This is a genomic window from Vibrio breoganii, assembly GCF_024346795.1.
Lineage (GTDB): Bacteria > Pseudomonadota > Gammaproteobacteria > Enterobacterales > Vibrionaceae > Vibrio > Vibrio breoganii.
Window position 1 is genome coordinate 1,325,486 of sequence record NZ_AP024864.1, and the last position, 21,585, is coordinate 1,347,070.

19 protein-coding genes are annotated in these 21,585 nt (G+C 46.6%); 11 read left to right on the forward strand and 8 right to left on the reverse strand.

All coding sequences use genetic code 11. The features are described 5' to 3' along the window. Nucleotides 1-2: 2 nt before the first annotated feature. Genes rimJ through OCU35_RS06190 form a run of 5 tightly spaced genes read left to right on the forward strand, consistent with a single transcriptional unit; the run spans nucleotide 3 to nucleotide 2,629 of the window. The gene (gene rimJ, locus OCU35_RS06170; RefSeq protein WP_017030028.1) at nucleotides 3-596 is read left to right on the forward strand and encodes a ribosomal protein S5-alanine N-acetyltransferase; all 594 of its coding nucleotides are present in this window, start codon (nucleotides 3-5) and stop codon (nucleotides 594-596) included. Then, on the forward strand, nucleotides 584-1,174 hold the full coding sequence (locus tag OCU35_RS06175; protein WP_017030571.1) for an HD domain-containing protein: 591 nt from the start codon (nucleotides 584-586) through the stop codon (nucleotides 1,172-1,174). The genes rimJ and OCU35_RS06175 overlap by 13 nt, the downstream gene beginning before the upstream one ends. A 1-nt stretch (nucleotide 1,175) precedes the next feature. Continuing rightward, nucleotides 1,176-1,649 (forward strand): DUF2947 domain-containing protein, encoded by a 474-nt coding sequence (locus OCU35_RS06180; protein WP_065598758.1) that lies wholly within the window; start codon nucleotides 1,176-1,178, stop codon nucleotides 1,647-1,649. A gap of 17 nt (nucleotides 1,650-1,666) precedes the next feature. Beyond that, nucleotides 1,667-1,897 carry a hypothetical protein gene (locus OCU35_RS06185; RefSeq protein WP_261825852.1) on the forward strand — a complete coding sequence of 77 codons (231 nt, stop codon included), beginning with the start codon at nucleotides 1,667-1,669 and terminating at the stop codon, nucleotides 1,895-1,897. Nucleotides 1,898-1,915: 18 nt separating this feature from the next. After that, nucleotides 1,916-2,629 carry an alpha/beta fold hydrolase gene (locus OCU35_RS06190; protein ID WP_261825906.1) on the forward strand — a complete coding sequence of 238 codons (714 nt, stop codon included), beginning with the start codon at nucleotides 1,916-1,918 and terminating at the stop codon, nucleotides 2,627-2,629. A 70-nt stretch (nucleotides 2,630-2,699) separates the two neighbouring features. On the opposite strand, the gene msrB is transcribed toward OCU35_RS06190, so the two are convergent. The 4 genes from msrB to OCU35_RS06210 all read right to left on the reverse strand — a co-directional run bounded on the left by msrB (nucleotide 2,700) and on the right by OCU35_RS06210 (nucleotide 9,396). Further along, nucleotides 2,700-3,827, reverse strand: a complete 1,128-nt coding sequence (msrB, locus tag OCU35_RS06195; RefSeq protein WP_261825853.1) for a peptide-methionine (R)-S-oxide reductase MsrB — start codon at nucleotides 3,825-3,827, stop codon at nucleotides 2,700-2,702. Nucleotides 3,828-4,015: 188 nt separating this feature from the next. Next, nucleotides 4,016-6,841, reverse strand: a complete 2,826-nt coding sequence (locus OCU35_RS06200) for an Hsp70 family protein (RefSeq protein WP_261825854.1) — start codon at nucleotides 6,839-6,841, stop codon at nucleotides 4,016-4,018. A 78-nt stretch (nucleotides 6,842-6,919) separates the two neighbouring features. Next, entirely contained in the window at nucleotides 6,920-8,764 is a 1,845-nt protein-coding gene (locus tag OCU35_RS06205; protein WP_065598762.1) for an Hsp70 family protein, read from the reverse strand. Next, nucleotides 8,764-9,396, reverse strand: coding sequence for a DUF2760 domain-containing protein (locus tag OCU35_RS06210; RefSeq protein ID WP_102547304.1), 633 nt, complete (start codon nucleotides 9,394-9,396; stop codon nucleotides 8,764-8,766). The genes OCU35_RS06205 and OCU35_RS06210 overlap by 1 nt, the downstream gene beginning before the upstream one ends. A 151-nt stretch (nucleotides 9,397-9,547) precedes the next feature. On the opposite strand from OCU35_RS06210, the gene OCU35_RS06215 reads away from it, so the two are divergent. After that, entirely contained in the window at nucleotides 9,548-10,078 is a 531-nt protein-coding gene (locus tag OCU35_RS06215; RefSeq protein ID WP_261825855.1) for a 3'-5' exonuclease, read from the forward strand. On the opposite strand, the gene OCU35_RS06220 is transcribed toward OCU35_RS06215, so the two are convergent. Further along, a complete protein-coding gene (locus OCU35_RS06220) occupies nucleotides 10,075-10,524 on the reverse strand; it encodes a tellurite resistance TerB family protein (RefSeq protein WP_261825856.1) in 450 nt (149 codons plus the stop codon). The genes OCU35_RS06215 and OCU35_RS06220 overlap by 4 nt on opposite strands. A gap of 140 nt (nucleotides 10,525-10,664) precedes the next feature. Between OCU35_RS06220 and OCU35_RS06225 the strand changes: the two genes are divergently transcribed. Together OCU35_RS06225 and OCU35_RS06230 are read left to right on the forward strand one after the other, a co-directional pair. After that, nucleotides 10,665-11,354: a sulfite exporter TauE/SafE family protein gene (locus OCU35_RS06225; protein WP_261825907.1), complete on the forward strand. Its 690-nt coding sequence runs from the start codon at nucleotides 10,665-10,667 to the stop codon at nucleotides 11,352-11,354. 110 nt (nucleotides 11,355-11,464) lie between these two features. Next, on the forward strand, nucleotides 11,465-12,838 hold the full coding sequence (locus OCU35_RS06230; RefSeq protein WP_261825857.1) for a MipA/OmpV family protein: 1,374 nt from the start codon (nucleotides 11,465-11,467) through the stop codon (nucleotides 12,836-12,838). Between the two features lie 75 nt (nucleotides 12,839-12,913). Here OCU35_RS06230 and OCU35_RS06235 read toward each other — a convergent pair whose 3' ends face one another. Then, on the reverse strand, nucleotides 12,914-13,165 hold the full coding sequence (locus OCU35_RS06235) for a DUF6482 family protein (protein WP_261825858.1): 252 nt from the start codon (nucleotides 13,163-13,165) through the stop codon (nucleotides 12,914-12,916). Nucleotides 13,166-13,325: 160 nt separating this feature from the next. On the opposite strand from OCU35_RS06235, the gene hrpA reads away from it, so the two are divergent. Then, entirely contained in the window at nucleotides 13,326-17,231 is a 3,906-nt protein-coding gene (gene hrpA / locus OCU35_RS06240) for an ATP-dependent RNA helicase HrpA (RefSeq protein WP_261825859.1), read from the forward strand. A gap of 74 nt (nucleotides 17,232-17,305) precedes the next feature. Further along, on the forward strand, nucleotides 17,306-17,797 hold the full coding sequence (locus tag OCU35_RS06245) for an outer membrane beta-barrel protein (protein WP_261825860.1): 492 nt from the start codon (nucleotides 17,306-17,308) through the stop codon (nucleotides 17,795-17,797). A 57-nt stretch (nucleotides 17,798-17,854) separates the two neighbouring features. On the opposite strand, the gene napF is transcribed toward OCU35_RS06245, so the two are convergent. Both napF and OCU35_RS06255 read right to left on the reverse strand, forming a co-directional pair. Next, a complete protein-coding gene (gene napF, locus OCU35_RS06250; protein WP_017030584.1) occupies nucleotides 17,855-18,364 on the reverse strand; it encodes a ferredoxin-type protein NapF in 510 nt (169 codons plus the stop codon). A gap of 2 nt (nucleotides 18,365-18,366) precedes the next feature. Next, nucleotides 18,367-18,933 (reverse strand): molecular chaperone TorD family protein, encoded by a 567-nt coding sequence (locus OCU35_RS06255; RefSeq protein WP_261825861.1) that lies wholly within the window; start codon nucleotides 18,931-18,933, stop codon nucleotides 18,367-18,369. Between the two features lie 199 nt (nucleotides 18,934-19,132). Between OCU35_RS06255 and OCU35_RS06260 the strand changes: the two genes are divergently transcribed. Continuing rightward, entirely contained in the window at nucleotides 19,133-21,577 is a 2,445-nt protein-coding gene (locus tag OCU35_RS06260; RefSeq protein WP_017027061.1) for a DmsA/YnfE/YnfF family dimethyl sulfoxide reductase, read from the forward strand. Nucleotides 21,578-21,585: the final 8 nt, after the last annotated feature.

Consider the following 21,585-nt stretch of genomic DNA (forward strand, 5'->3'; position numbering starts at 1 on the left):
AGATGTTTTTCACTCATAAGCCCTTAGTGGTCAAGAAAAGTACTTCTGTTTCAGAGCCGACGATTCGCTCTGTGACGCGCTCGGATGCGAAGATATTGTGTGAATACTTTGTTCGCAATAAAGCGTTTTTAAAGCCTTGGGATCCCATCAGAGATGAAGGTTTTTACACAGTTACAGGATGGAAATATAAGATAGCTCGCCTTGAGGAATTAGAAAAACTCAGACAAGGTTTGTACCTTCTAGTTTTGAATCATGACGAGAGCAAGGTATTAGGTGTCGTGACCTTTAGCAACATTGTCGCTTATCCCTTTCACGCATGTAATCTTGGCTATTCTCTCGATGAACAGGAGCAGGGTAAGGGACTGATGCACTTTAGCCTGAAAGAAGCCTGTCACTATCTTTTTAAGCAGTTTAATATGCACCGAATTCAGGCGTCTTACCTTCCCCATAATGAGCGAAGTGCCAAGGTCCTAGAAAAAATGGGCTTTGTAAAAGAAGGGATCGCTAAGGATTACCTATTGATTGATGGGCGTTGGCAAGACCATGTGTTGACGTCACTTACTAACGAAAACTGGATGGAAGCATGCAAAGATTAAACCAACAACTTGAAATGTTGATGGAGATTGACCAGCTTAAGAATGTACTCAGAAGAACCCGAGTAAAGAGCGCGCAAGGTCGCCTTGAAAATAGCGCAGAGCACAGCTGGCATGTCGCTACCATGGCTATGCTCACTCAAGAGCACGCTAATGCGAAAGTAGACATTGCTCGAGTCCTAAAGATGCTGCTATTGCATGATATTGTCGAAATTGATGCGGGAGACACCTTTGTTTATGACGCGGTGGCCTCCAAAGAGCAAGAGCAAAAAGAATTGCTAGCGGCGGATCGTTTGTTTGGTTACCTACCAGAAGGCCAAAGAGAAGAACTGCGTGCCATTTGGGATGAATTTGAAGCAGCGACAACCGATGATGCCAAGTTTGCTAAGGCGTTAGATCGATTCATCCCGATGTTATTGAACTATCATAATCAAGGACAAAGCTGGGTTGAGCATCAAGTGAAACGCAGTCAAGTCATTGCTATCAACGGTCGCATTCAGCAAGGCTCAGAAACCTTGTGGCAGAAGGCGCTACAGATCATAGATGAAGCCGTCGAAAACGGCTGGCTAAAAGATGAGTAATATGGACCATATATCGCTAGATGAATATTCACGCAAGTGGATCTTTACCCACCAATCCATGCCTATTCCCTCTGAGGACTTAGCGGAAATTAAGCCTATGTCGCAGGCTAAAAGTGCTCAGTTTTGGAAGGATAACATCAGTAAGCAAAGTCCTGACTCAGAGCGTATGAGTAGCCAAGATTGGCCGACGTCAGCGCAAAATTGGTCTGACTCGGTAAATTGGATGAACAACTGGGAGTCCGATGATGAAGGCCTGCCTGAAGCTGTGATTGAACATATTGATTGGCAAGACGACGTTACAGTGTACTTTTGCTACGAGAAATACAATGTCGTGCAAACGACCTGGTCTATATTCAAACAACATTGGAAGAACTTTCTGTTTTTTGACGATGGCCCAATTTTGATTGGCCGACGACGAAAACAGGCGCTATGGTTTACCACTGACGGACAAGTAAAGCTCGGTAATCGTCCTTAAAATTTGAGGGGTGGCATGTGTGGTTTGAGTTAGGGTTACTAGCGTTTTTTTTTCTCATTCTATTGTTGGTCATGTTGCCTTTCTGGCGAAACCTAGAACGTCGCTATTTAACCCAAGAGTTAAAAAATCACCCTAGCCTTACCATTGCTCAGCTGCCACTTGGCATCGTGAACTATCGCATTGCTGGTGGCTCTGATTTACCCGTTGTAGTATTGGTGCATGGCTTCTCAGTGCCTAGCTTTGCCTAGGAACGAAATGCCCAGGCCATAGAAGAGTCTGGTTTTCGCGTACTGACGTTTGATCTGTTCGGAAGAGGCTATTCCGCCCGCCCGAATACGCGATATGACCTAGCGCTTTTTTCCAGTCAACTTGAACACCTTTTAGAGCATTTGCACATCAACCAAGCAGTACATTTGGTTGGCTTGTCTATGGGCGGCGCTATTGTGTCGAACTATGCCCAATCGCACCCCGAAAGGGTCGCAAGTGTGAGTCTTCTTTCACCCTTGAATGAACCGGTTAATATCGGCCCGCTTAAATGGCCTATTATTGGTCGCTACCTCACCTATGCTTTTTATCTTCCCCACATGATTAAAGAGCAGATCAAAGACTTTGTAGAACCTGAATTGCTTGGTCACTGGAAACAGCGCTATCAGGAGCAGATGAGAATAAAAGGGTTTCGCAATGCGATTTATTTGACCGCAAATCACGCATTACAGCAATCAAGCCAACAGGCTCTTGAAAGTCTAAACAAGAATCAAATTCCCACGCTACTGATGTGGGGCAAGAAAGATCAACTGCTGAGTTTCAATCAATCAGAAAAGGTTCGCTCTTATCTACCCAGTGATCATACATTTTTGGCGTTAGAGGAAGGGGGTCATGCGCTGCAGTATGAGAAGCCAGAGGTTGTGAATGAGGCGTTGGTTGCGTTTTTTCGTGGATTGTCAGACAAAAAAGAACCGGCCCGAAGGCCGGTTGTCTAAGCAGTTGGTTAGCCATTGCAACGTGGTTAACTTAGCCGCTAGAGAAAATCATACACTAAAGTAGTGCGTTCTAAAATAGTGATAAAAACTCTTCGTATCCCATGCTAGCTAATTGATCTTTAGGAACAAATTTCAGCGACGCCGAATTGATGCAGTATCTTAAACCGGTAGGCTGTGGACCGTCTTCAAACACATGCCCAAGGTGTGAATCACCAAATCGGCTTCTTACTTCTATACGCGTATAAAACAGTTTGCTGTCTTCGTGTTCGGTAATAAAGCGGTCATTGATTGGCTTGGTAAAACTAGGCCAGCCTGTACCTGACTTGTATTTATCAGTGGAGCTAAACAAAGGTTCACCTGAAACAATATCCACGTAGATACCTTCCTTTTTGTTATCCCAATATTCATTTTTAAATGGGCGCTCTGTACCCTCTTGCTGGGTGACGTAGTACTGAAGTTCGCTCAGCATATTCTTGATCTCAGAATCACTGGGTTTTGTGTAGCGCTGAGTATCAACGCCTTTATCAGCCTCTATCATTGCTATCAAGGTCATGCCGGACTCTTCACGGTCTTTACCAAAGATGCCATCGAGGTAGCGATCGCGTCCTGAGCCGTGACGGTAGTACTTATAGCGAATCGGATTCTTTTTGTAGTAATCCTGATGATAATCTTCAGCGTCATAAAATGTGGTGTATTCGATGAGCTCTGTTTTCAGGGGCTTCTTGTACACACCTAATCGATCTATATCTTGAATGAAGCCGTTGGCGATATTGAATTGCTGTTCGTTGTGATAAAACACTGCAGGTCGGTAGTGCCTTCCTCTATCCACAAATGAGCCTTGATCATCGGTGGGATCCATATGGCGAAACAACTGGTCGAGTACTTCTACATAGGTCACTGAGTCTGCGTCATAAGTGACTTGTATCGCTTCTATGTGGCCGGTCTTACCTGCCGCCACTTGTTTGTAGGTTGGGTTAACCTCAGTCCCTCCGGCGTAACCAGAGACAACATCAATGACCCCTGGCAATTTTTCTAGATCGGCCTCTGTACACCAGAAACAACCACCGGCAAGTGTTGCCACTTTAATGTTGGTTGCGTCGGACATTTTTGCGTCGTCAGCCATAGAGCTGCTAGACATCATCCATGCGAAAGGAGAAGCAATAACAATGGTGAAAAGTGCGGTAGACAGTCGTTTCATTTGAGACCTCGTCTTTCTTTGTTGAATAGTCTCTTAATAGGAGAGTACAAACCAAGAAAAAATTTCACGAATTTTTATTAATTATCGATTTTTATTAACAATAATAGTACGAGTGTTTGAAGACAATGGTTCAGGATAAGGCGAATATTGCCCCTTAGGCGTAGGGGCAATAGTGGGTTAAGGGAGTGCTAGTCGTCTTGCAGTAATTGCAAGCCCGCGGGTAGGGTGTCGCCGAAGGCTTTTTGAGCCTCTTCCTGATTGAATGCTTCCTCAGTGGTGAGAAGATGCAACCAAGTTTGCGGCACCTTACTACCTGTGATTTTTTCTATTACTTTCTGCCTTAGCTCTTCAGTTACATCAAGGGTTCTATCACCGGTTTTGCAAGCCATCATTACTGCGGCAAAAGCCGCCATGCTTTGTTTATTCCAGTCCAACTCAAGCAAGGTGTGTAACCAGCTATTGATCTCTTCAACTGGAATAACATTGTGCTGGCTGCCATATAGTGGCCTGCGACTGCCAAGTCGTGCCAGCGCCCACCAGTGCGCATCTCGATAGCTTTCTAAGTGGCAGGCCTTGGTCATAAACCAATTGGCGAGTAGCGTTTTGTCGTCAAAGTGCAGTCTTTCCAAAGAGGCCGATAGGCGAACCATTGCCTCGTAGCCATTTTCATGGGCTACTTTGGCTGTTTGTGGGTTTTTAAGCGCTCCTGGATGCAAATATTTGGCAATATCGGCAAGAATGCTTTCTTGTTGATCTTGATTCAGACCACCGCTGACTCTACGCCAAAAAATCCACCAATCGCTCCACCCTTGCTGGTTCTTAAACTGAATACCTTGTTGGTAAAGTGGCCACATTTGCTCCATTCGCCACGAATCAACGGGATCGCCAAATCCTGGTCTTAAGCTGTAGCCTGCTAATCTTAGCCAGTTTTTCTCATGCGGCTCAGAGCGACGGCGACGTTTCTTACCCAATGCAAAGGCATCAAATAGGTGACGAGAGGTGGTTAAGTCCCAGCTTTCGCGTTTACCTAAGTTTCGTTCTAGTTGCTTGGCAAGCATCTTGATTTCTTTGGCTTCGGTTTGCTTTTTACTGCCACTGTAAAGGGTAGAAATCAGCTGCTTGGATTGAGTAAGGTTCGCAGGTATGTGCTGCTCTTCAACGGTTTTTTGATTGCGAACCTCAAACTCCACCTGCCAGCGGTCGTCATCATTGTCGATGTCCACACACTCAAGCTGCAATGTACCTACTTCTGTCAACTTGCTGCTGAGTTGAACTTCTACTCTGCGCTTTTGATTCGCCTCTAGTTCCTCATCACTGCCACTGTCAAGAGAGGCGATAGAAGGAGGAAGAGCCTGCATTAAGCCGCTATCTATGGTGTGAAGTGTGCCATTGTTAGGGATTGAGCCGTCGCTCAAATTGTCCATGGTTGTGGTCAACAGATTAAAGCGCACGGGTTGGTCGAGAGTGAGTGCAAATCGTCTTCCGGTTAGGCGCACTTCTGTGCCTTCTTCACTGCCTTTGCCAAGAAGACATAGCGCTTGGCTTTTATTCTTACCTGCTAGGTGTAAGAAGTAGGAGCGGGGGCTGCCGCCACCAATCTTTAGCTGAGCACCGCGACGCGCTTTGCTGTACGCCACTGCGCCATACGCCACGGCAAAGTCTGGATGTGGGTTATCCAACAGGGTAATAGAATCATCACGCCATAATTCAAGGACATCTTGAATACGTTTTTTGATCAACGGGCTGTTGAACGCGCCGCCATTGACGAGAAGCGCAACAGGGATAGCGTGTTGTCGGCTGTTACCTAAGGCGTCTTGGCACGCGGATTGATGCTGGTTCAAAAACTGCGCTACGTGCCTGGTAACGGCTGGGTCTGATACATAGGGCAAACCAAATTCCACAACAGCACTTCGCTTGGTGCTAGGTAGCTCATCAAATGGTGTTAGAGGGAAGAAGCCTTCAAGACCAAGTTGCTGAACCTCTTCTCGCGTTACTGCCACACTGCGCGCACCGCCAATCAGACGAGAACCGCCACCTAATAGGGTGACTTTGCCTTCTTCTGGCGCATTTACGCCAAGTAAATTCTCCTTCACACGTCGAGTTTGGGAAATCAGCTTGCTTAGCGCTTGGGCTTTCATCGGTGTCTTGTTGTTGAGCTTTTGCTCACTGATATGAGCAAGGGCAAGGTCGATGTTATCACCGCCAAGCATGAGGTGCTCACCCACGCCAATACGATTAAGGCTCAGTTCACCATCGGTGTATTTCGCTTGGATAAGGCTAAGGTCGGTGGTACCGCCGCCCACATCACAGATCAAAATCAGTGGAATATCGGATAAATCGGGATTCTGCTGCTGCTCAAAGCGTGCATACCAGTCATAACAGGCCGCTTGAGGCTCTTCTAGTAGCAACACCTTATCTAAGCCTGCAAGAGAGGCAGCCTTTAGGGTCAGGTTTCGGGCAATTTCATCAAAAGAGGCAGGGACCGTGATAACCACTTCCTGCTCTTCAAGTCTATTGATAGGGTTTCGGTGGTTCCATGCCTGCCTGATATGGTTTAAGTAACTGGCACTGGCAATCACCGGAGAGACCTTTTCAACATCGTCAGCACCCGCCCATGGCAAGATGTCTGATTCTCTGTCTACACTGGCATGGGATAGCCAACTTTTGGCACTGGATACCTGTCGTCCTTCCACTTGAGAGCCTAGCTCTCGTGCCCATTCTCCGATAATGACATTCTCTACGTCTCCTGCAACCTGTTGCTGCGTCCACGGCAATTGCAGGGCCTCACTGGAAAACTGCTGCTTTGTCGCATGAAATCGAAAAGAAGGGAGCTGCGGTCTGCGTGCTACTTCCCCTTGCCCCACAAGTTGGTCAATTTCAAACAGTTGCAAAGGAGATTCTTTCAGCGGTTCAGTGTTTTCACAAAACGCGACCACAGTATTGGTGGTGCCAAGGTCAATGCCGACGAGAAAGCGAGATTTTTTTGATGATGCAGGTGTCTTTGACGATGTCATAGTTAACTCGGAGCAACAGGGGTGGAGAAAAACAGCACTGAGGAGCCCAGTGCTGTTTAGGGTCTTTGGAATTATAGATTAGCTTGACGCGTTTTCTTCTCGCACATCAAATTCAACGTGCCACTTTTGACCGTTATCCGCTGCAATCGCTTCAAGATAGAGGGTGCCCAGTTCGGTTACGCGAGATGCTAGCTTAACCGCAACCACATCGCCCACTTGACGGCCTTCTTTTGCATCTAGAGTGACATGGATTTCAGGAAGCTCATCGAGCTCGCCGTCTTGCCAGTAATCTAGGTGCGTACCTGCGCTGTCTTCACGGCGAATGGTAGAGCCGTAGAACTGGAAGTGAACAGGTTCACCAATCACAAGGCCAAATTCTTGGCTTGGTACATTCGCTGAAGAACCTTCTTCCATACCAAAGGGTGCCACACACAATGCTTCCATTGGTGGTGCCATGCCAGGGATAGCAGGCATGGCGCTTTCGATGCCGACGTAGTAACTCGAAGCGATACCGCCACGGATACGAACACCTTTGCCCTGACGAACTTGACCGTAGTAGGCAGCACCAGAAGATACCGCAAGGTCAAGGTCTGAGCCGAGAAGCTGTTTAGCCTCTGGCGCATCAGCGTCAGCTAGCCATAGGTTAATCACTTCAAACAAACGCTCAGCAAGGGTATCGGCCTTGAGTACGCCACCGTTGAATAAGATAGCCGTAGGCTTAACAAAGTCAGGCTTATCAGAGCCAAACATGCCACCAAACACATCAGCGGTGGACTCAGCTTGCTTGCTAAGGAAGGCAGCAATGTGTCTTGTCACACCCGCATCTTGCGCATACGGCAGACCCATCTGCGTTAATGCGCCGCGTCGTGCTTGCTTTGGATGCTCGTCGATATCAACAACAGGGAAGAAACCATCCACTAGGGTTTGCTGAACCTCTTCTGAGGTCAACTCGGTTTTTAGTGTGCTACCCATTAGCTTAGAGCCACGGCTTGGGATCACAATCGGTACAGATTGCAGTTCTTTATCGTTAAGCAGTGCTTCTTTTGCGTCGCGACACGCGTGTACGATGGCTTGGATCTGCCAAGGTTGCAGCTCTTTGCCGTCTTGAGCCATCTTCATCTTAATGCGATAGGCTAGGGCAAGGTCCATATTGTCGCCGCCAAGCAGAATATGCTCGCCAACGGCAACACGCTCTAGAGTAAGGTTCCCTTCATCTTCTGTTACCGCTACAAGCGATAAATCGGTAGTACCACCGCCAACATCCACAACTAAGACGACATCACCGACCGTTAATTGGTTGCGCCAGTCATCTCCGGTTTTCTCAATCCAGTTGTACAGCGCCGCTTGTGGCTCTTCCAACAAAGTAAGATGATGCAAGCCAAGATTGCGCGCCGCTTCCGCAGTAAGATCGCGCGCAGCTGGGTCAAAAGATGCAGGAACCGTAATCGTAACGTCTTGCTGGTGAAGCTTATGCTCTGGGTGGGCATGATCCCATGCTTGCATTAAATGCTCTAGGTAAAGCTCAGTTGCACGCAAAGGAGAAACCTTGCTGATCTCTTCAGGGCTGCCTGCTGGCAAGAAGGCTTCACGACGGTTTACTGCCGCATGACCTAGCCAAGACTTGGCACTGGCCACTAAACGAATTGGGGTCTTGCTGCCAAGCTTTCTCGCAACAGAGCCCACAAGTGCTTCCGGAGACTCAGTCCATGGAAGGGTACGAGAGCCTGCACCCATTTCATGTTCACTAGGCTGGTAAATGAAAGACCCTAATTGATTTAGGCTTTCTACCTGGCCCGGCGCACTAAGCTGAGGAATTGGCATTACCTCGACTTTAGCTTCTTCTTGGTGCTTATCAACAAAAGATAAAACGCTGTGTGTGGTGCCTAAATCGATACCGACAATGTACTTTGCAGATTCACTCATTACAGCTCAACCTCCGCAGGGGCGATGATGTTAGCGTTGTAGTTTTCCGCAAGCTTTGGAAGCTCGATGTTGTCCGCTTTCCAACCCTTATGAATTAGGATGCCAGTAAAGGGGGCATTGCCCGTAACGTTACCGACGAGGCGAATCTCTTGAGCATCAAACCCTTCAGCCACTTGAATTTGTGTTTCTTCCGTTTCGCTACGAACCGGTGATAACGTCACGTAGTCTTTAAGTACTTTCTGTCCGCCACTATGAATAACACGAGCGGCTGCACCCACTTCTTCGTCAGCAAACGCAGAGATATCTTCTTTAAGGAAATCGATTAGGCGAGCTTCTTGTTGTAGCAGTGACAGCAGTTGCAGCGCAGAGTCAGTTGAGGCGGTTTTGAGTTTTGACTCAACTTCCACCACTTTCTCAACCACTTTTTCTACTTCGACGATTTTCTCGACTTCAACGATTTTTTCTACAGGTTTTTCAACCTCAACACGTTTTTCAACGGGTTTTTCGACGATCTTTTCAATGGTTTTTGGCTTGCGAGCGATAGCAACAGCCAGAAGGACGACACTTGACGCAGCTAAACCTGCGTGAAGCATATCAAACGTGTTGGGTAACACGGATAGGTCGATGATCATGATTAGAGTCTCATTAGGTATAATGTAATTGCTCTAAATGTGCGGGCGCATGAATAGAAATTCAAGTACTTAAATACATTTAGTTAGTGTTTGAGTATGTCAAATTAGGGTAAACTTAACGACAATTAATATCGCTCATGAACAAGATTTAATGAACTATAACCGAGTTGTTTGCTTTGATTTAGAAATGTGTTGCTGGAATGAAAACGGCAAGGGCATTACAGGTGAAATCATAGAAATTGGTTTAGCGGAGATTGATCTAGCTAAGCAAGAAATCGTCAAGCGCGCGCAATATTATGTGAAGCCTGAAAACGACGAAGTCTCTCCATTTTGTACTCAATTGACGGGTATCTCTGCGCGCAAGATTGAAAAGCAGGGTAGACCTCTTGAAGACGTGATGAAGTCGATGATCAAAAATTTTGGCGGCGCGAACAAAATTTATGCAAGCTGGGGTCGCGACGACATTATCTTTCGCAACGAATGCAAAGAGAAAGGAATTGATTTTCCCTTTGTTGAGTTTGTAAACCTCGCGACCTTGTACCGCATGCAACATCGCCTTAGAGAAAAACGAATTGGTCACAGAGCGGCACAAGAAGCGTTAAACATTGAGTGGGAAGGCAGGCAGCATTCAGGCTATACGGATGCTTATAATCTGGCAAAGCTTGCACTAGCTATGCTCTAGTTGCCGTCTTGTACCTCTAGTTTTGTTTTTACAAAGTCGCTGTGATCCACATAGATAAGCTCAGCGGCTTTGCGGATGACGGACTCTTCGATAGGGTCAAGCTCACCATCGGCATAGGCGACCGTCCACATGGCTTTGATGAGATCACTTCGCTCAGCTCGAGGCAAGTCTCTCAATTGAGACGTGAAGTCATACAAAGAAACGGATTGGTTTGCTTTTTCCCGCGCGTTTTCAAGCAGTGCAGCGGCGTCTTCGGCCGTTACGTCTAACAGTTTTTGCAGCATCTGCTGCTCTGCTGCTAACTCTTGCGGCGTTTGTTCATGGTCAGCGGCAGTTACCTCACACAGTAAAGCAGCAATAGCGAGCTTGGGTTGTTTTTGTGTGTGAGTGGCAAGATCGTTGCCATCTAATAGCTCTTTAAACAAAGAATGGATTTTATTGAACATGTGATCGACCTCATGATTCTTTATCGTTTATCCATTATATGCAGGACTACAGGGAATGAAGTCAATAGTGAATTTTGAAAAACTACTTTGGAGTTATAATGCCTGACCTAGGGTTATTTGAAGCCTCACCCCTTATTGCCATGCTATTAATCTTTGTGGGAGCCTTTGTTCAAACGGCGATCGGCTTTGGATTAGCGATTGTTGCCGCGCCATTATTATTCCAAGTTTCAATAGATTATGTTCCAGCGCCTATTTGTTTAGTGGCGCTGGTGGTGTCACTCATTAACGCCTTTAAGTTTCGCTCTAACATCAGTATTGGCGGACTAAAGCTCGCTCTATACGGACGTATTCCTGGCTCTTTAGTGGGAGGCGCAATTCTGCTTTACGTTTCCGCGAGCATGCTGTCGCTGGGACTTGGACTGTTTGTGTTACTCGCCGTTTTAGTGAGTGCATTGCCATTTCGACTTGAGCCAACGCCCAAACGCATGTTTGTGGCTGGGTTTCTGTCTGGTTTTATGGGCACCAGTTCCAGTATTGGCGGGCCGCCAATGGCACTGTTACTTCAGCATCAAGATGCCAATAAGCTGCGTGGTAATTTGTCGGCCTTCTTTGTGTTTAGCTCTATCTTATCCTTGATAGTGCTTATGGGCATGGGGTTATTTACTATGAAGCACTTCTGGCTAACGGTGCCACTTATCCCTGCGGCTGTGCTCGGTTATTGGGTGGCGATACGCTCGGTAAACTACCTTTCTAAAGAGTGGATGAGACGCATCTCGCTGGTCCTTTGTCTAGTGAGTGGCTCGAGCGCTATCTGGCAAGGCCTTTCTTAACCGACAAATGACAGGCACCGAAAACAATATTTACCTTTCTTAGAATTGTAAGCCTATAATAAATAGTGACTTTTAGCCTTGTCGCTAGTTTTAAGCTTTGAAAGGACTCTATGAACAAATTTCAACCCAAGATGCTGGCTGCATCGATAGCTATTTGCCTATCCTCTGGTGCGATAGCCGAAGAAAGACTAGTGACCGAATCTGCCGAGCCAGAAGACGCTCAACTTGCTGAGAATTCCAAAAAGAATCCAGAGCAAACCTGGGGTTTGGCAGCGGTTGTGCGCAGCGCATCGATACCTTACGTTAATGGCCTAGACCTCGAAGACTCGGAGCGCGTAAGTACTTTTATCCCTATGCTCTACTTTGAAAACGAGTATGTTTATGTCAGGGGACTAACCCTAGGTGCTTATCTGTATAACCCTAAAGAGAGTGATTGGAATGTATCGGTCTTAGGGCGACTGCGTTTCGTGGATATACCTGCAGAAATTCAAAATGAATTTGGCGCTGATGCCTTGGATCTGGGTGTCAGAGGTGAGTATCAATATGACGAAAATTGGTACGCATACTCTGAGTTAATGACTGACACCGACGGAGAATGGTACATAACAGCGGGTACTGAGGGCGAGTATTACTTTGGTGATTTTACCGTTCAGCCTTACGCCTCTTTGCGCTTAAAAAGCAGCGACTTTAACACCAAATACTATGCGTTAGATGCAGAAGACATTGATGCGGGTGTGGATTATTTCGTAGGGGTTCGTGCTAATTATCATGTTGTGTCCAACCTCTACTTATTGGGCGCGGCAAACATACAGATACTCGATGGCAATGCAAAAGATGCTGCTGTGATTGCCGATCAAGTGCAGACCGAATACTACCTCGGCTTTGGTTTCTTCAATGACCCAGGTAAGCCACGTAAGTCGGATTTATCTAATAAACCCTATGTACGGGTTGCACACGGATGGGGCACACCGTCTAACCTTGGTGACATCTTAGGCGGGGATATAGAAGACGATCCGTACAACAGCCAAATTACCACGGTATTTTACGGTCATCCTTTGACCGATAGCCTGTTTGGATTACCACTGGATATCTACTTAACCCCTGGCTTTGGTTGGCACTGGAGTAATGATGATCAGGCCTCAAGCCAAGAATACATTCTAGCGATCAAGGCCTACTACACCATACCTTGGCCATTTGATTGGAGACTGGGTGTCGCGGAAGGTATGTCTTACACCTCTAAAATCAACTCCCTTGAGAAAAACGAGTTTGACGAAAAAGGCTACGAGCCTAACAACTTCCTCAACTATTTGGATTTCTCCATCGATGTGAATTTGGGCTCTATGTTTAATTCTCGCTCAATGGATGGCGTGTGGTTGGGTTACTCAATACACCACCGCTCAGCAATCTTTGAAAAATCGTCTCAATACGGGCGTATCAAGGGTGGCAGTAACTACAACAGTGTCTACTTGCAGTTTGATTTCTAAAGCAAACAAGCGACACAAAAAAGAGGCTCTAATGTGAGCCTCTTTTTTATGCGGGAACGATAGATAGAAGGCTTTCTAGAACCAATTTAGGTTCATCACTGTGGCATTTCGCTCTGACTCGCCAAAGCCACACATTTCATCGTATGCGGTTGCTTGTAATAGGGAGGCTGATTGATATGTTTCTCCTGTGCAGTGCTCTCGCACCTGCTCAAGGCTGCGAAAGATTCGTAGTTTGTTTTGATGATCCACTAACGGCGCTTTATGTTCGCCCTGAACTTGATACGCCAAATAAATATCACCCTCTAGTGATTCAATTAAAAGTTCCATGCGATCCTCGCTTGCCAAAGAAGAGTGAAAACACTTACGCAACCCAGCCTAAATGGATCATTGAAAGGTAATTATCGATGAAGCAAATACACGATTTTTAAGCCTATTGTGATACAATTTAGCGAGTTATACCTTTCATAGTTATCAGTTCGGAATCGTTTTGACCCAATCTCAGCCTCAAAAACAAACAAACACCGCTACCTCTCTTAAAGCCGCTCTTAAAGAGTGCATGATAAAGGATCGCTTTCGCCTCTCTAAACGCATTCAAGGCGCAAGTCGCATTAAGAAAGAGAGCGCTAAGAATACCGTGTTTGATGAAATCGCATTAGATATTGCCAAGTCCATGATGACGGTGCAGTCTCGCCAATCGAATACGCCTACCATTGACTACCCTGAAATCTTACCGGTAAGTCAAAAGCGCGATGATATCGCTAAGGCAATTGCCGATAATCAGGTGGTGATCGTTGCGGGTGAAACGGGCTCAGGTAAGACGACACAGCTTCCTAAGATCTGTGCTGAATTGGGACGAGGGAAAAAGGGCTTAATTGGTCATACTCAGCCAAGGCGTCTTGCAGCGCGTTCAGTGGCCAGTCGTATTGCCGAAGAGATGGAAACGCAGCTAGGCGAATTTGTCGGCTATAAGGTGCGTTTTAACGACAAGATCAGTGAAAATACTCAAGTTAAGTTGATGACAGACGGTATCTTGCTGGCAGAGATCCAGCATGACCGCTACTTAAATCAATACGACACCATTATTATCGATGAGGCTCATGAACGAAGCCTCAATATCGACTTTATTCTGGGCTACCTGAGAAACATCTTACCTAAGCGCCCTGATCTTAAAATCATCATTACCTCGGCAACCATTGACCCAGAACGCTTCTCTAAGCACTTTAACGATGCGCCTATTATTGAGGTTTCGGGCCGTACTTATCCAGTAGATACTCGCTATCGTCCTTTATCTGGCGAAGATGATGTTGATAGAGACCAACTTGAAGGTATCTTTGAAGCGGTTGATGAACTTTGCGACGAAGGGCTAGGGGATATCCTTATCTTTATGAACGGTGAGCGTGAGATACGTGATACCGCTGACGCTTTGAGTAAACGTAATCTGCGAGATACCGAAATCGTCCCGCTGTACGCAAGGCTTTCATCGTCTGAGCAAAACCGGATCTTCCAGTCTCATAGTGGTCGCCGAATTGTACTGGCAACCAACGTTGCAGAAACCTCTTTGACAGTACCGGGCATTCGCTACGTAATTGACCCAGGCACAGCGCGCATCAGTCGTTACTCTTACCGTACCAAGGTACAGAGACTACCGATTGAAGCGGTTTCACAAGCGAGTGCAAACCAGCGTAAAGGTCGTTGTGGCCGTGTGGCTGAGGGTATCTGTATCAGGCTTTATTCAGAAGAGGACTTCTTGTCTCGTCCTGAGTTTACCGATCCAGAAATACTGCGCACTAACCTTGCGTCCGTTATTCTGCAGATGACCGCTTTAGGGCTTGGTGATATCGAAGCCTTCCCATTTGTCGAAAAGCCAGATCGCCGCAACATTCAAGATGGTGTACGACTCCTTGAAGAGCTAGGAGCCATCAACCCGACCGCAAACGACCCGCGTAAGCGCCTAACGGGTATTGGTCGTAAGTTAGCTCGACTACCCATCGATCCTCGTCTTGGCCGTATGGTGATTGAATCGCCGCGTCTTGGCTGTGCTAAAGAGGTAATGATCATTGCCTCTGCGCTGTCTATTCAAGATCCGCGCGAGCGCCCAAGTGATAAGCAGCAATCCTCAGATGATAAGCATCGTCGATTCTTTGATAAAGATTCGGACTTCTTGAGCTTTGTGAACCTATGGGAATACATAAAAACCCAGCAAAAGGCATTGTCAGGCAACCAGTTTCGTCGCCAGTGCAAGCAAGATTATCTTAACTACTTGCGCGTTCGTGAGTGGCAAGATTTGTACTTCCAGCTTAGCCAATCACTGCGTGAGCTTGATATAAAGGTGAATGACGAACCTGCAGACTATCAGTCAGTACACTGTGCACTGCTCAGTGGCATGCTCTCGCATGTGGGCATGAAAGACCAAGAAAAGAACGAATATCAAGGTGCTCGTAATGCACGCTTCCATATCTTCCCAGCATCAGGCCTATTTAAGAAGCAGCCTAAATGGGTAATGACGGCAGAATTGGTGGAGACCTCACGCCTGTGGGGGCGTATTGTGGCCAAGATACAGCCTGAATGGATAGAACCACTGGCTAAGCATCTTATTAAGCGCAGTTACAGTGAACCGCACTGGTCGAAGAAACAAGCGGCGGTGCAGGCTCACGAGAAGGTGACCCTGTATGGTATTCCGATTGTGCCAAAACGCACGGTAAACTATGGCCCAGTTGATCCAACGCTCTGTCGAGAGTTGTTTATCCGCGCCGCTATGGTGGAAGGGGATTGGGAAACCAAGCACCACTTCTTTAAGCAAAACCGTAAGCTATTAAAAGAAGTAGAAGAGCTTGAACACAAATCTCGTCGCCGCGATATTTTGGTGGATGACGATGAGTTATTCGACTTTTATGATCAGCGAGTCTCAACCGATGCCATCTCAGGCCGCCACTTTGATTCGTGGTGGAATACAGAGCGTAAAGCCAATCCTGAGTTGCTTAACTTTGAAAAAGAGATGCTATTTCGTGGCGATGCCTCGCACGTCACTGACTTAGATTATCCAAACTTTTGGCATCAAAACGGCCTTAAGTTAAAGCTTAGCTATCAGTTTGAGCCTGGTGATAATAGTGACGGTGTCACGGTGCACATTCCGTTACCGGTATTAAACCAAGTTCAGCCAGAAGGGTTTGATTGGCAGATCCCTGGTCTTCGTCATGAGCTGGTGGTGAGCTTAATTAAGGCGCTGCCTAAAACACTGCGTCGTAACTTTGTGCCTGCTCCTAATTATGCGGATGCGTTTCTGTCTCGCGTTACGCCAATGGAAGCCCCATTGCTTGATAGCCTAGAGAAAGAGTTGCGCCGTATGACGGGCGTAGAGGTACTCAGAGAAGACTGGAAACTAGAACAGATCCCAGATCACCTCAAGGTCACCTTCCGCGCCGTGGATCATCGCAATCGTAAATTGAAAGAGCATGCGGATCTGTATGAGCTTAAAGACAGCCTAAAAGAAAAGGTTCAACAAACCCTATCTAAGGTGGCGGATGACGACATCGAACAAAAAGATCTTCACACATGGAGCTTCGGTGAGATCCCGCGCGTGTATGAACAAAAGCGTGGTGGGTATCAGGTTAAGGCATACCCAGCCATTGTCGATGCTAAGCAAAGCGTTGAGATCAAACTGTTTGAGACTGAATATGAACAACAACAAGCGATGCAAGCCGGTCAGCGCCGTTTGGTTCTGCTCAATGTTCCTTCGCCAATTAAGTACTTACATCAGAATCTGCCGAACAAGTCGAAACTAGGCCTGTATTTTAATCCGTTTGGTAAGGTGCTGGATCTCATCGATGATTGCATTGCTTGTGGTGTTGATAAGCTGATTGAAGAGCAAGGCGGTCTTGTATGGGAGTCTGACAAGTTTGAAGCGCTGAAAGAGCATGTGCGTGCAGAGCTTGGTGATACCGTGGTTGATATTGCAAAGCAGGTAGAAGCGATCTTGACCACTGCCTTTAATATCAATAAAAAGCTGAAAGGGCGTGTTGACCTTAGCATGGCCTTTGCCTTGTCTGATATTAAGGCGCAAGTGGAAGGGCTTATCTACAAAGGCTTTGCCACCGATTGTGGTTGGAAGAAATTGCCGGATATCTTGCGTTATATGCGTGCTATCGAAAGACGTATGGAAAAGCTGCCTATCGACCCTAACCGCGACCGTTTGCAACTTCTCAAGATTGAGGCAGTGGCGAAAGAGTACCAAGAGCTAAAGAATAAGATACCAAAAGGCGCCGTAGTACCTGAATCAGTGAAAGAGATTCATTGGATGCTTCAGGAATTGCGAGTCAGCTTTTTTGCTCAACAATTGGGCACACCGTACCCGATTTCTGATAAACGTATCCGAAATGCTATTGATAATGCGTAATTCTATGCTGTGATTTTGTCATTTATGGTTCATAATGTGACAAAGTAAAATCACAACTAAAACAGGAAGTTAGAATGAAGTACGTTAAACATGCTCTTGCCATTGGTCTGATGAGTGTTTCGTCTATGGCAGCTGCAGATTCATGGTTATACGCGGGTGGTGCAGTAGGTCAAGCTTCTTTCGGTAGCGATGACAACACTACATTTGGCCTACATGTAGGTACAGGTATCTTACCGATCATCGGTATTGAAGCAGGCTATTGGAATCACGGTAAATTTAAGTTTGATGGACAAGAGTACGATGCTGACTCTTTCTACGTGGGTATTAAACCAAGTGTAGACCTAGGTCCTGTGCACATTTACGGTCGCCTTGGTGCAAACCGCTACGATGTGAGTGGCCAAACTAGTTCCAGTAACGATGACGGCTACGATCTGATGTATGGCGTAGGCGTAGAGTACTTCGTCATTGATATGATTTCAGTGGGTGCGGGATACCAAAACTTTGAAGTCGGTGATGCTGGCAACATTGATTCGTTTACGCTAAACGCAACATTCCACTTTTTGTAATACCCAATTTAGAATGAAAAATGCTCCTATTTAGGAGCATTTTTTTTATCTTTAGATTTAACTTGCCACCATGGATATGGCGTTGACGTAACACGAAGATTGGCATTGTCCGCAGCCGTTACATAGAGCGGTATCAAGCCTTGGCAGTTCATCTTCCTCTATTTGAATCGCGGCGAGAGTGCAGCTGGACTGGCATAAAGTACACGCAAGCTGAAGGTAGTTATCGCACCCTTGTGAAAAGCTTGGAATAAGGTCTATGTGAGCTTCAATGTTTACATTGAGCGCGCCAGTGGGACACACCTTAGTGCATTCTTGGCACAGGCTACATTCGTTGTAGTCCATATCGATACGTGCAAGGCCTTCACGAATGTGCACGATACTGTTAGGACAAGCATCTGCGCATTTTCCGCACCCGTCACACAGACGAGTAAATAGCGCTTCATCCACCGCTTGTGGGGGGCGAGCCGCTACCCTTGGGGTCGGTTCAGCTTGCGCACTTAGCGAGGTAACCGGTTTGGATAAACGGGTTAAGAAGCCTCTGCGATTCGTATCAATAGCGTCAGTCATAGTTAATCGAGATACAGCTTTCTATTTACAATGTTTAATTGTAATTCATTTGAAACTTGCATCAGCCAAGTTTTTATATCACCAGCCAATACGCAGTAGAACGGGTTATCGGCTTTTTCAGCAAGCAAGTCTAAATAAGGGAGTGCCCAAGGAAGCAGGTGGTATTCAAGTAGGTGTTTGGCCGCTTGTTCTTTGTCCTCGCTAAGCAATTGAGAAAAAGCGTACAAGGTCAAACCAAACTGGTCTTCTGGCTCTCTCAAGCCCGTGTCGAGCAATATTCCGTGGCTTGTAAGAAATGCACGATACTCCACGGTCGATTCGCCAAAGACCACTCGGTCTTTATCAAGATACACTGAACCCCATGGAGGAGCTGGCATATCGCCTAGGCCTTCAAAAAGGTGGGAAAAACTGTGCTCAAGTGCTTCTTCAGATTGCGCCTCTAGCGCATCAATACATGGCTGGGAAACGACGTGTTCTTCAGCCAGAGCGGCTAAAACATGGGCCAATTCTTGTTTTGTCCAGCGCTCATAAAAGAGGGAACCGACGAGCTTAGCTGTATTGAGAATCATTCGTATAAATCCACATAGATGATGACGAGTCAGTATATTTAAATTCGTTTCACTGTCTACGGCTTGCCTCTAAGTTCTAGCACGTTAAAACTATTTTTGAACTGTTCTTGATATCAATCAATCAAGAGTTTTTCTATAGGTGTCAATTATCCCACTAACTATAAAGTAGTAGTAATTACTAGAGCAAAGGCACCTTAGAATGACAAAAAATAATCAAGAGTCAGGCGTAATGAACCTTACTCGAAGAGGCTTCATAAAAGCGTCTTCAGCAGTAGGGGGTGTTGCAGCGCTGGCCAGTGGTATCAGCCTTCCATTTAAATCCAGCCCAGTATCAGCAGCCGTCCAACAAAGTTCTGATGAAAAAGTGGTGTGGAGTGCATGTACAGTAAACTGTGGCTCTCGCTGTCCACTGCGTATGCACGTACAAGATGGTGAAATCAAATACGTAGAAACGGATAACACGGGCAGTGATGTGTACGGTGAAAGTACGCAGGTTCGCGCCTGTTTGCGTGGCCGTTCAATGCGTCGCCGCGTCTACAACCCTGACCGTTTGAAATACCCAATGAAGCGCGTAGGCAAGCGTGGTGAGGGCAAATTTAAGCGAATCACGTGGGAAGAGGCGTACGATGAGGTTGCGGGTACAATGCAGCGTCTTATCAAAGATTACGGTAACGACTCTATCTACCTAAACTATGGTACAGGTACCTTAGGTGGCACAGTGACTAAGTCATGGCCGCCAGCACAAACGCTTATTGCACGCTTGATGAACCTTTCTGGTGGTTACTTAAACCACTATGGCGATTATTCTACGGCACAGATTGCCAAGGGACTGAGCTACACCTACGGCGGTTGGGCAAACAACAACTCTTTCTCTGATCTGGCGAACACTAAACTGAATGTTCAGTTTGGTAACAACCCGGCAGAAACTCGCATGTCTGGTGGTGGTCTGATCCATCACTACGTGGAGAGCAAAAACAAATCTAACGCGAAAACCATCATCATTGATCCAAGGTACACCGATACCGCCGGTGGCCGTGAAGACCAATGGATTCCAATTCGTCCATCCACCGATGCTGCGCTGGTTGCGGGTGTGGCTTATGTGATGATCACAGAAGACTTGGTAGACCAAGAGTTCTTGGATAAATACTGTGTGGGCTACGACGAGAAAACACTGCCGGCTTCTGCGCCTAAGAACAGTGATTACAAGTCTTACATCCTAGGTAAAGACGCAGACGGTATTGAAAAAACTCCTGAGTGGGCCTCTAAGATCACCGGTATTCCGGTTGACACCATTGTTAAGCTTGCTCGTGAGATGGGCACTAACAAGCCATGTGCTATTCACCAAGGCTGGGGATTACAGCGTACCGCAAATGGTGAGCTAGCTTGCCGCGCTATCGCAATGCTTTCTTTGCTAACAGGTTCTGTGGGTGTCGCAGGCGGTTCAACGGGTGCTCGTGAGAGTGATATTAACATTCCGTTTGTGCGTTTTCCTACGGTACCAAACCCTGTTAAAGCTTCTATCTCTATGTTCCTATGGACGGACGCTATTTATCGTCATGAAGAAATGACCGATAAAACCGACGGCGTACGTGGTGTAGAGCGTCTGCAAAATCCAATCAAGATGATCTGGAACTATGCAGGTAACTGCTTGATCAACCAGCACTCTGATATCAACCGCACCCACGACATCCTACAAGATGATAAGGCGTGTGAGATGATTGTGGTGGTAGATAACCATATGACGTCATCGGCAAAATACGCAGATATCATTCTTCCTGATCTCACTACTTCAGAGCAAGATGACTGGGCAATGGACGGTAAAGCGGCGAATGCGCCGTACTTTATCTACGCGCAAAAAGCGATTGAACCACAGTTTGAAGCCAAAAGTATCTATGAAATGTGTTCGCAGCTTGCAAAACGCATGGGCGTAGAGCAAGAGTTTACCGAAGGTAGAACCCAAGAAGAGTGGGTTGAGCACTTGTATGCTGAGACTCGTAAGCAAGACCCATCTCTACCGACCTTTGAAGAGATGAAAGAGCTGGGTATTTATAAGCGTCAGTACAATCGTGACTACATCGCTTATGAAGACTTCCGTAAGGATCCGCAAGCGAACCCGCTTAACACGCCAAGTGGGAAAATTGAGATCTACTCTGAAGCACTTGCCGAGATTGCGGCAACTTGGGAGCTAAAAGAAGGGGATGTGATTCACCCACTTCCTGTCTATGCCGATGCGTTTGAAGGTCACAATGACCCGAAAATTGATACCTATCCATTGCAGATGACCGGTTTCCACTACAAGGCGAGAACGCACTCAACGTATGGCAATGTTGCTTTACTAAAAGCTGCTGCTCCTCAAGAGGTTTGGATTAATCCAATTGATGCCGAAGAGCGTGGAATTAAGAATGGCGATATGGTCAGTATCTTCAACGACCGTGGTGAAGTGCATATTGCGGCTAAGGTGACGCCACGTATCCTACCTCGCGTTGTTGCGTTAGGTGAGGGCGCTTGGTATGCCCCAGATGGTCAGAAAATCGATCATGCGGGCTCTATCAACGTGCTTACCACCCAAAGACCAAGTCCATTGGCGAAGGGTAACCCGCAACACACGAATCTCGTTCAAATCAAAGCATTGAGCAAAGCATAAGGTAGGAA

What these genes read in the sequence shown, in the direction of transcription:
- OCU35_RS06225 (WP_261825907.1), top strand. Translation starts at nt 10,665, where the DNA reads ATGCTATTAATCTTTGTGGGAGCCTTTGTTCAAACGGCGATCGGCTTT.
- OCU35_RS06200 (WP_261825854.1), bottom strand. Translation starts at nt 6,841, where the DNA reads ATGACATCGTCAAAGACACCTGCATCATCAAAAAAATCTCGCTTTCTC.
- OCU35_RS06235 (WP_261825858.1), bottom strand. Translation starts at nt 13,165, where the DNA reads ATGGAACTTTTAATTGAATCACTAGAGGGTGATATTTATTTGGCGTAT.
- OCU35_RS06220 (WP_261825856.1), bottom strand. Translation starts at nt 10,524, where the DNA reads ATGTTCAATAAAATCCATTCTTTGTTTAAAGAGCTATTAGATGGCAAC.
- OCU35_RS06210 (WP_102547304.1), bottom strand. Translation starts at nt 9,396, where the DNA reads ATGATCATCGACCTATCCGTGTTACCCAACACGTTTGATATGCTTCAC.
- napF (WP_017030584.1), bottom strand. Translation starts at nt 18,364, where the DNA reads ATGACTGACGCTATTGATACGAATCGCAGAGGCTTCTTAACCCGTTTA.
- OCU35_RS06245 (WP_261825860.1), top strand. Translation starts at nt 17,306, where the DNA reads ATGAAGTACGTTAAACATGCTCTTGCCATTGGTCTGATGAGTGTTTCG.
- OCU35_RS06215 (WP_261825855.1), top strand. Translation starts at nt 9,548, where the DNA reads ATGAACTATAACCGAGTTGTTTGCTTTGATTTAGAAATGTGTTGCTGG.
- OCU35_RS06180 (WP_065598758.1), top strand. Translation starts at nt 1,176, where the DNA reads ATGGACCATATATCGCTAGATGAATATTCACGCAAGTGGATCTTTACC.
- OCU35_RS06175 (WP_017030571.1), top strand. Translation starts at nt 584, where the DNA reads ATGCAAAGATTAAACCAACAACTTGAAATGTTGATGGAGATTGACCAG.
- OCU35_RS06260 (WP_017027061.1), top strand. Translation starts at nt 19,133, where the DNA reads ATGACAAAAAATAATCAAGAGTCAGGCGTAATGAACCTTACTCGAAGA.
- OCU35_RS06230 (WP_261825857.1), top strand. Translation starts at nt 11,465, where the DNA reads ATGAACAAATTTCAACCCAAGATGCTGGCTGCATCGATAGCTATTTGC.
- OCU35_RS06255 (WP_261825861.1), bottom strand. Translation starts at nt 18,933, where the DNA reads ATGATTCTCAATACAGCTAAGCTCGTCGGTTCCCTCTTTTATGAGCGC.
- msrB (WP_261825853.1), bottom strand. Translation starts at nt 3,827, where the DNA reads ATGAAACGACTGTCTACCGCACTTTTCACCATTGTTATTGCTTCTCCT.
- rimJ (WP_017030028.1), top strand. Translation starts at nt 3, where the DNA reads ATGTTTTTCACTCATAAGCCCTTAGTGGTCAAGAAAAGTACTTCTGTT.
- OCU35_RS06205 (WP_065598762.1), bottom strand. Translation starts at nt 8,764, where the DNA reads ATGAGTGAATCTGCAAAGTACATTGTCGGTATCGATTTAGGCACCACA.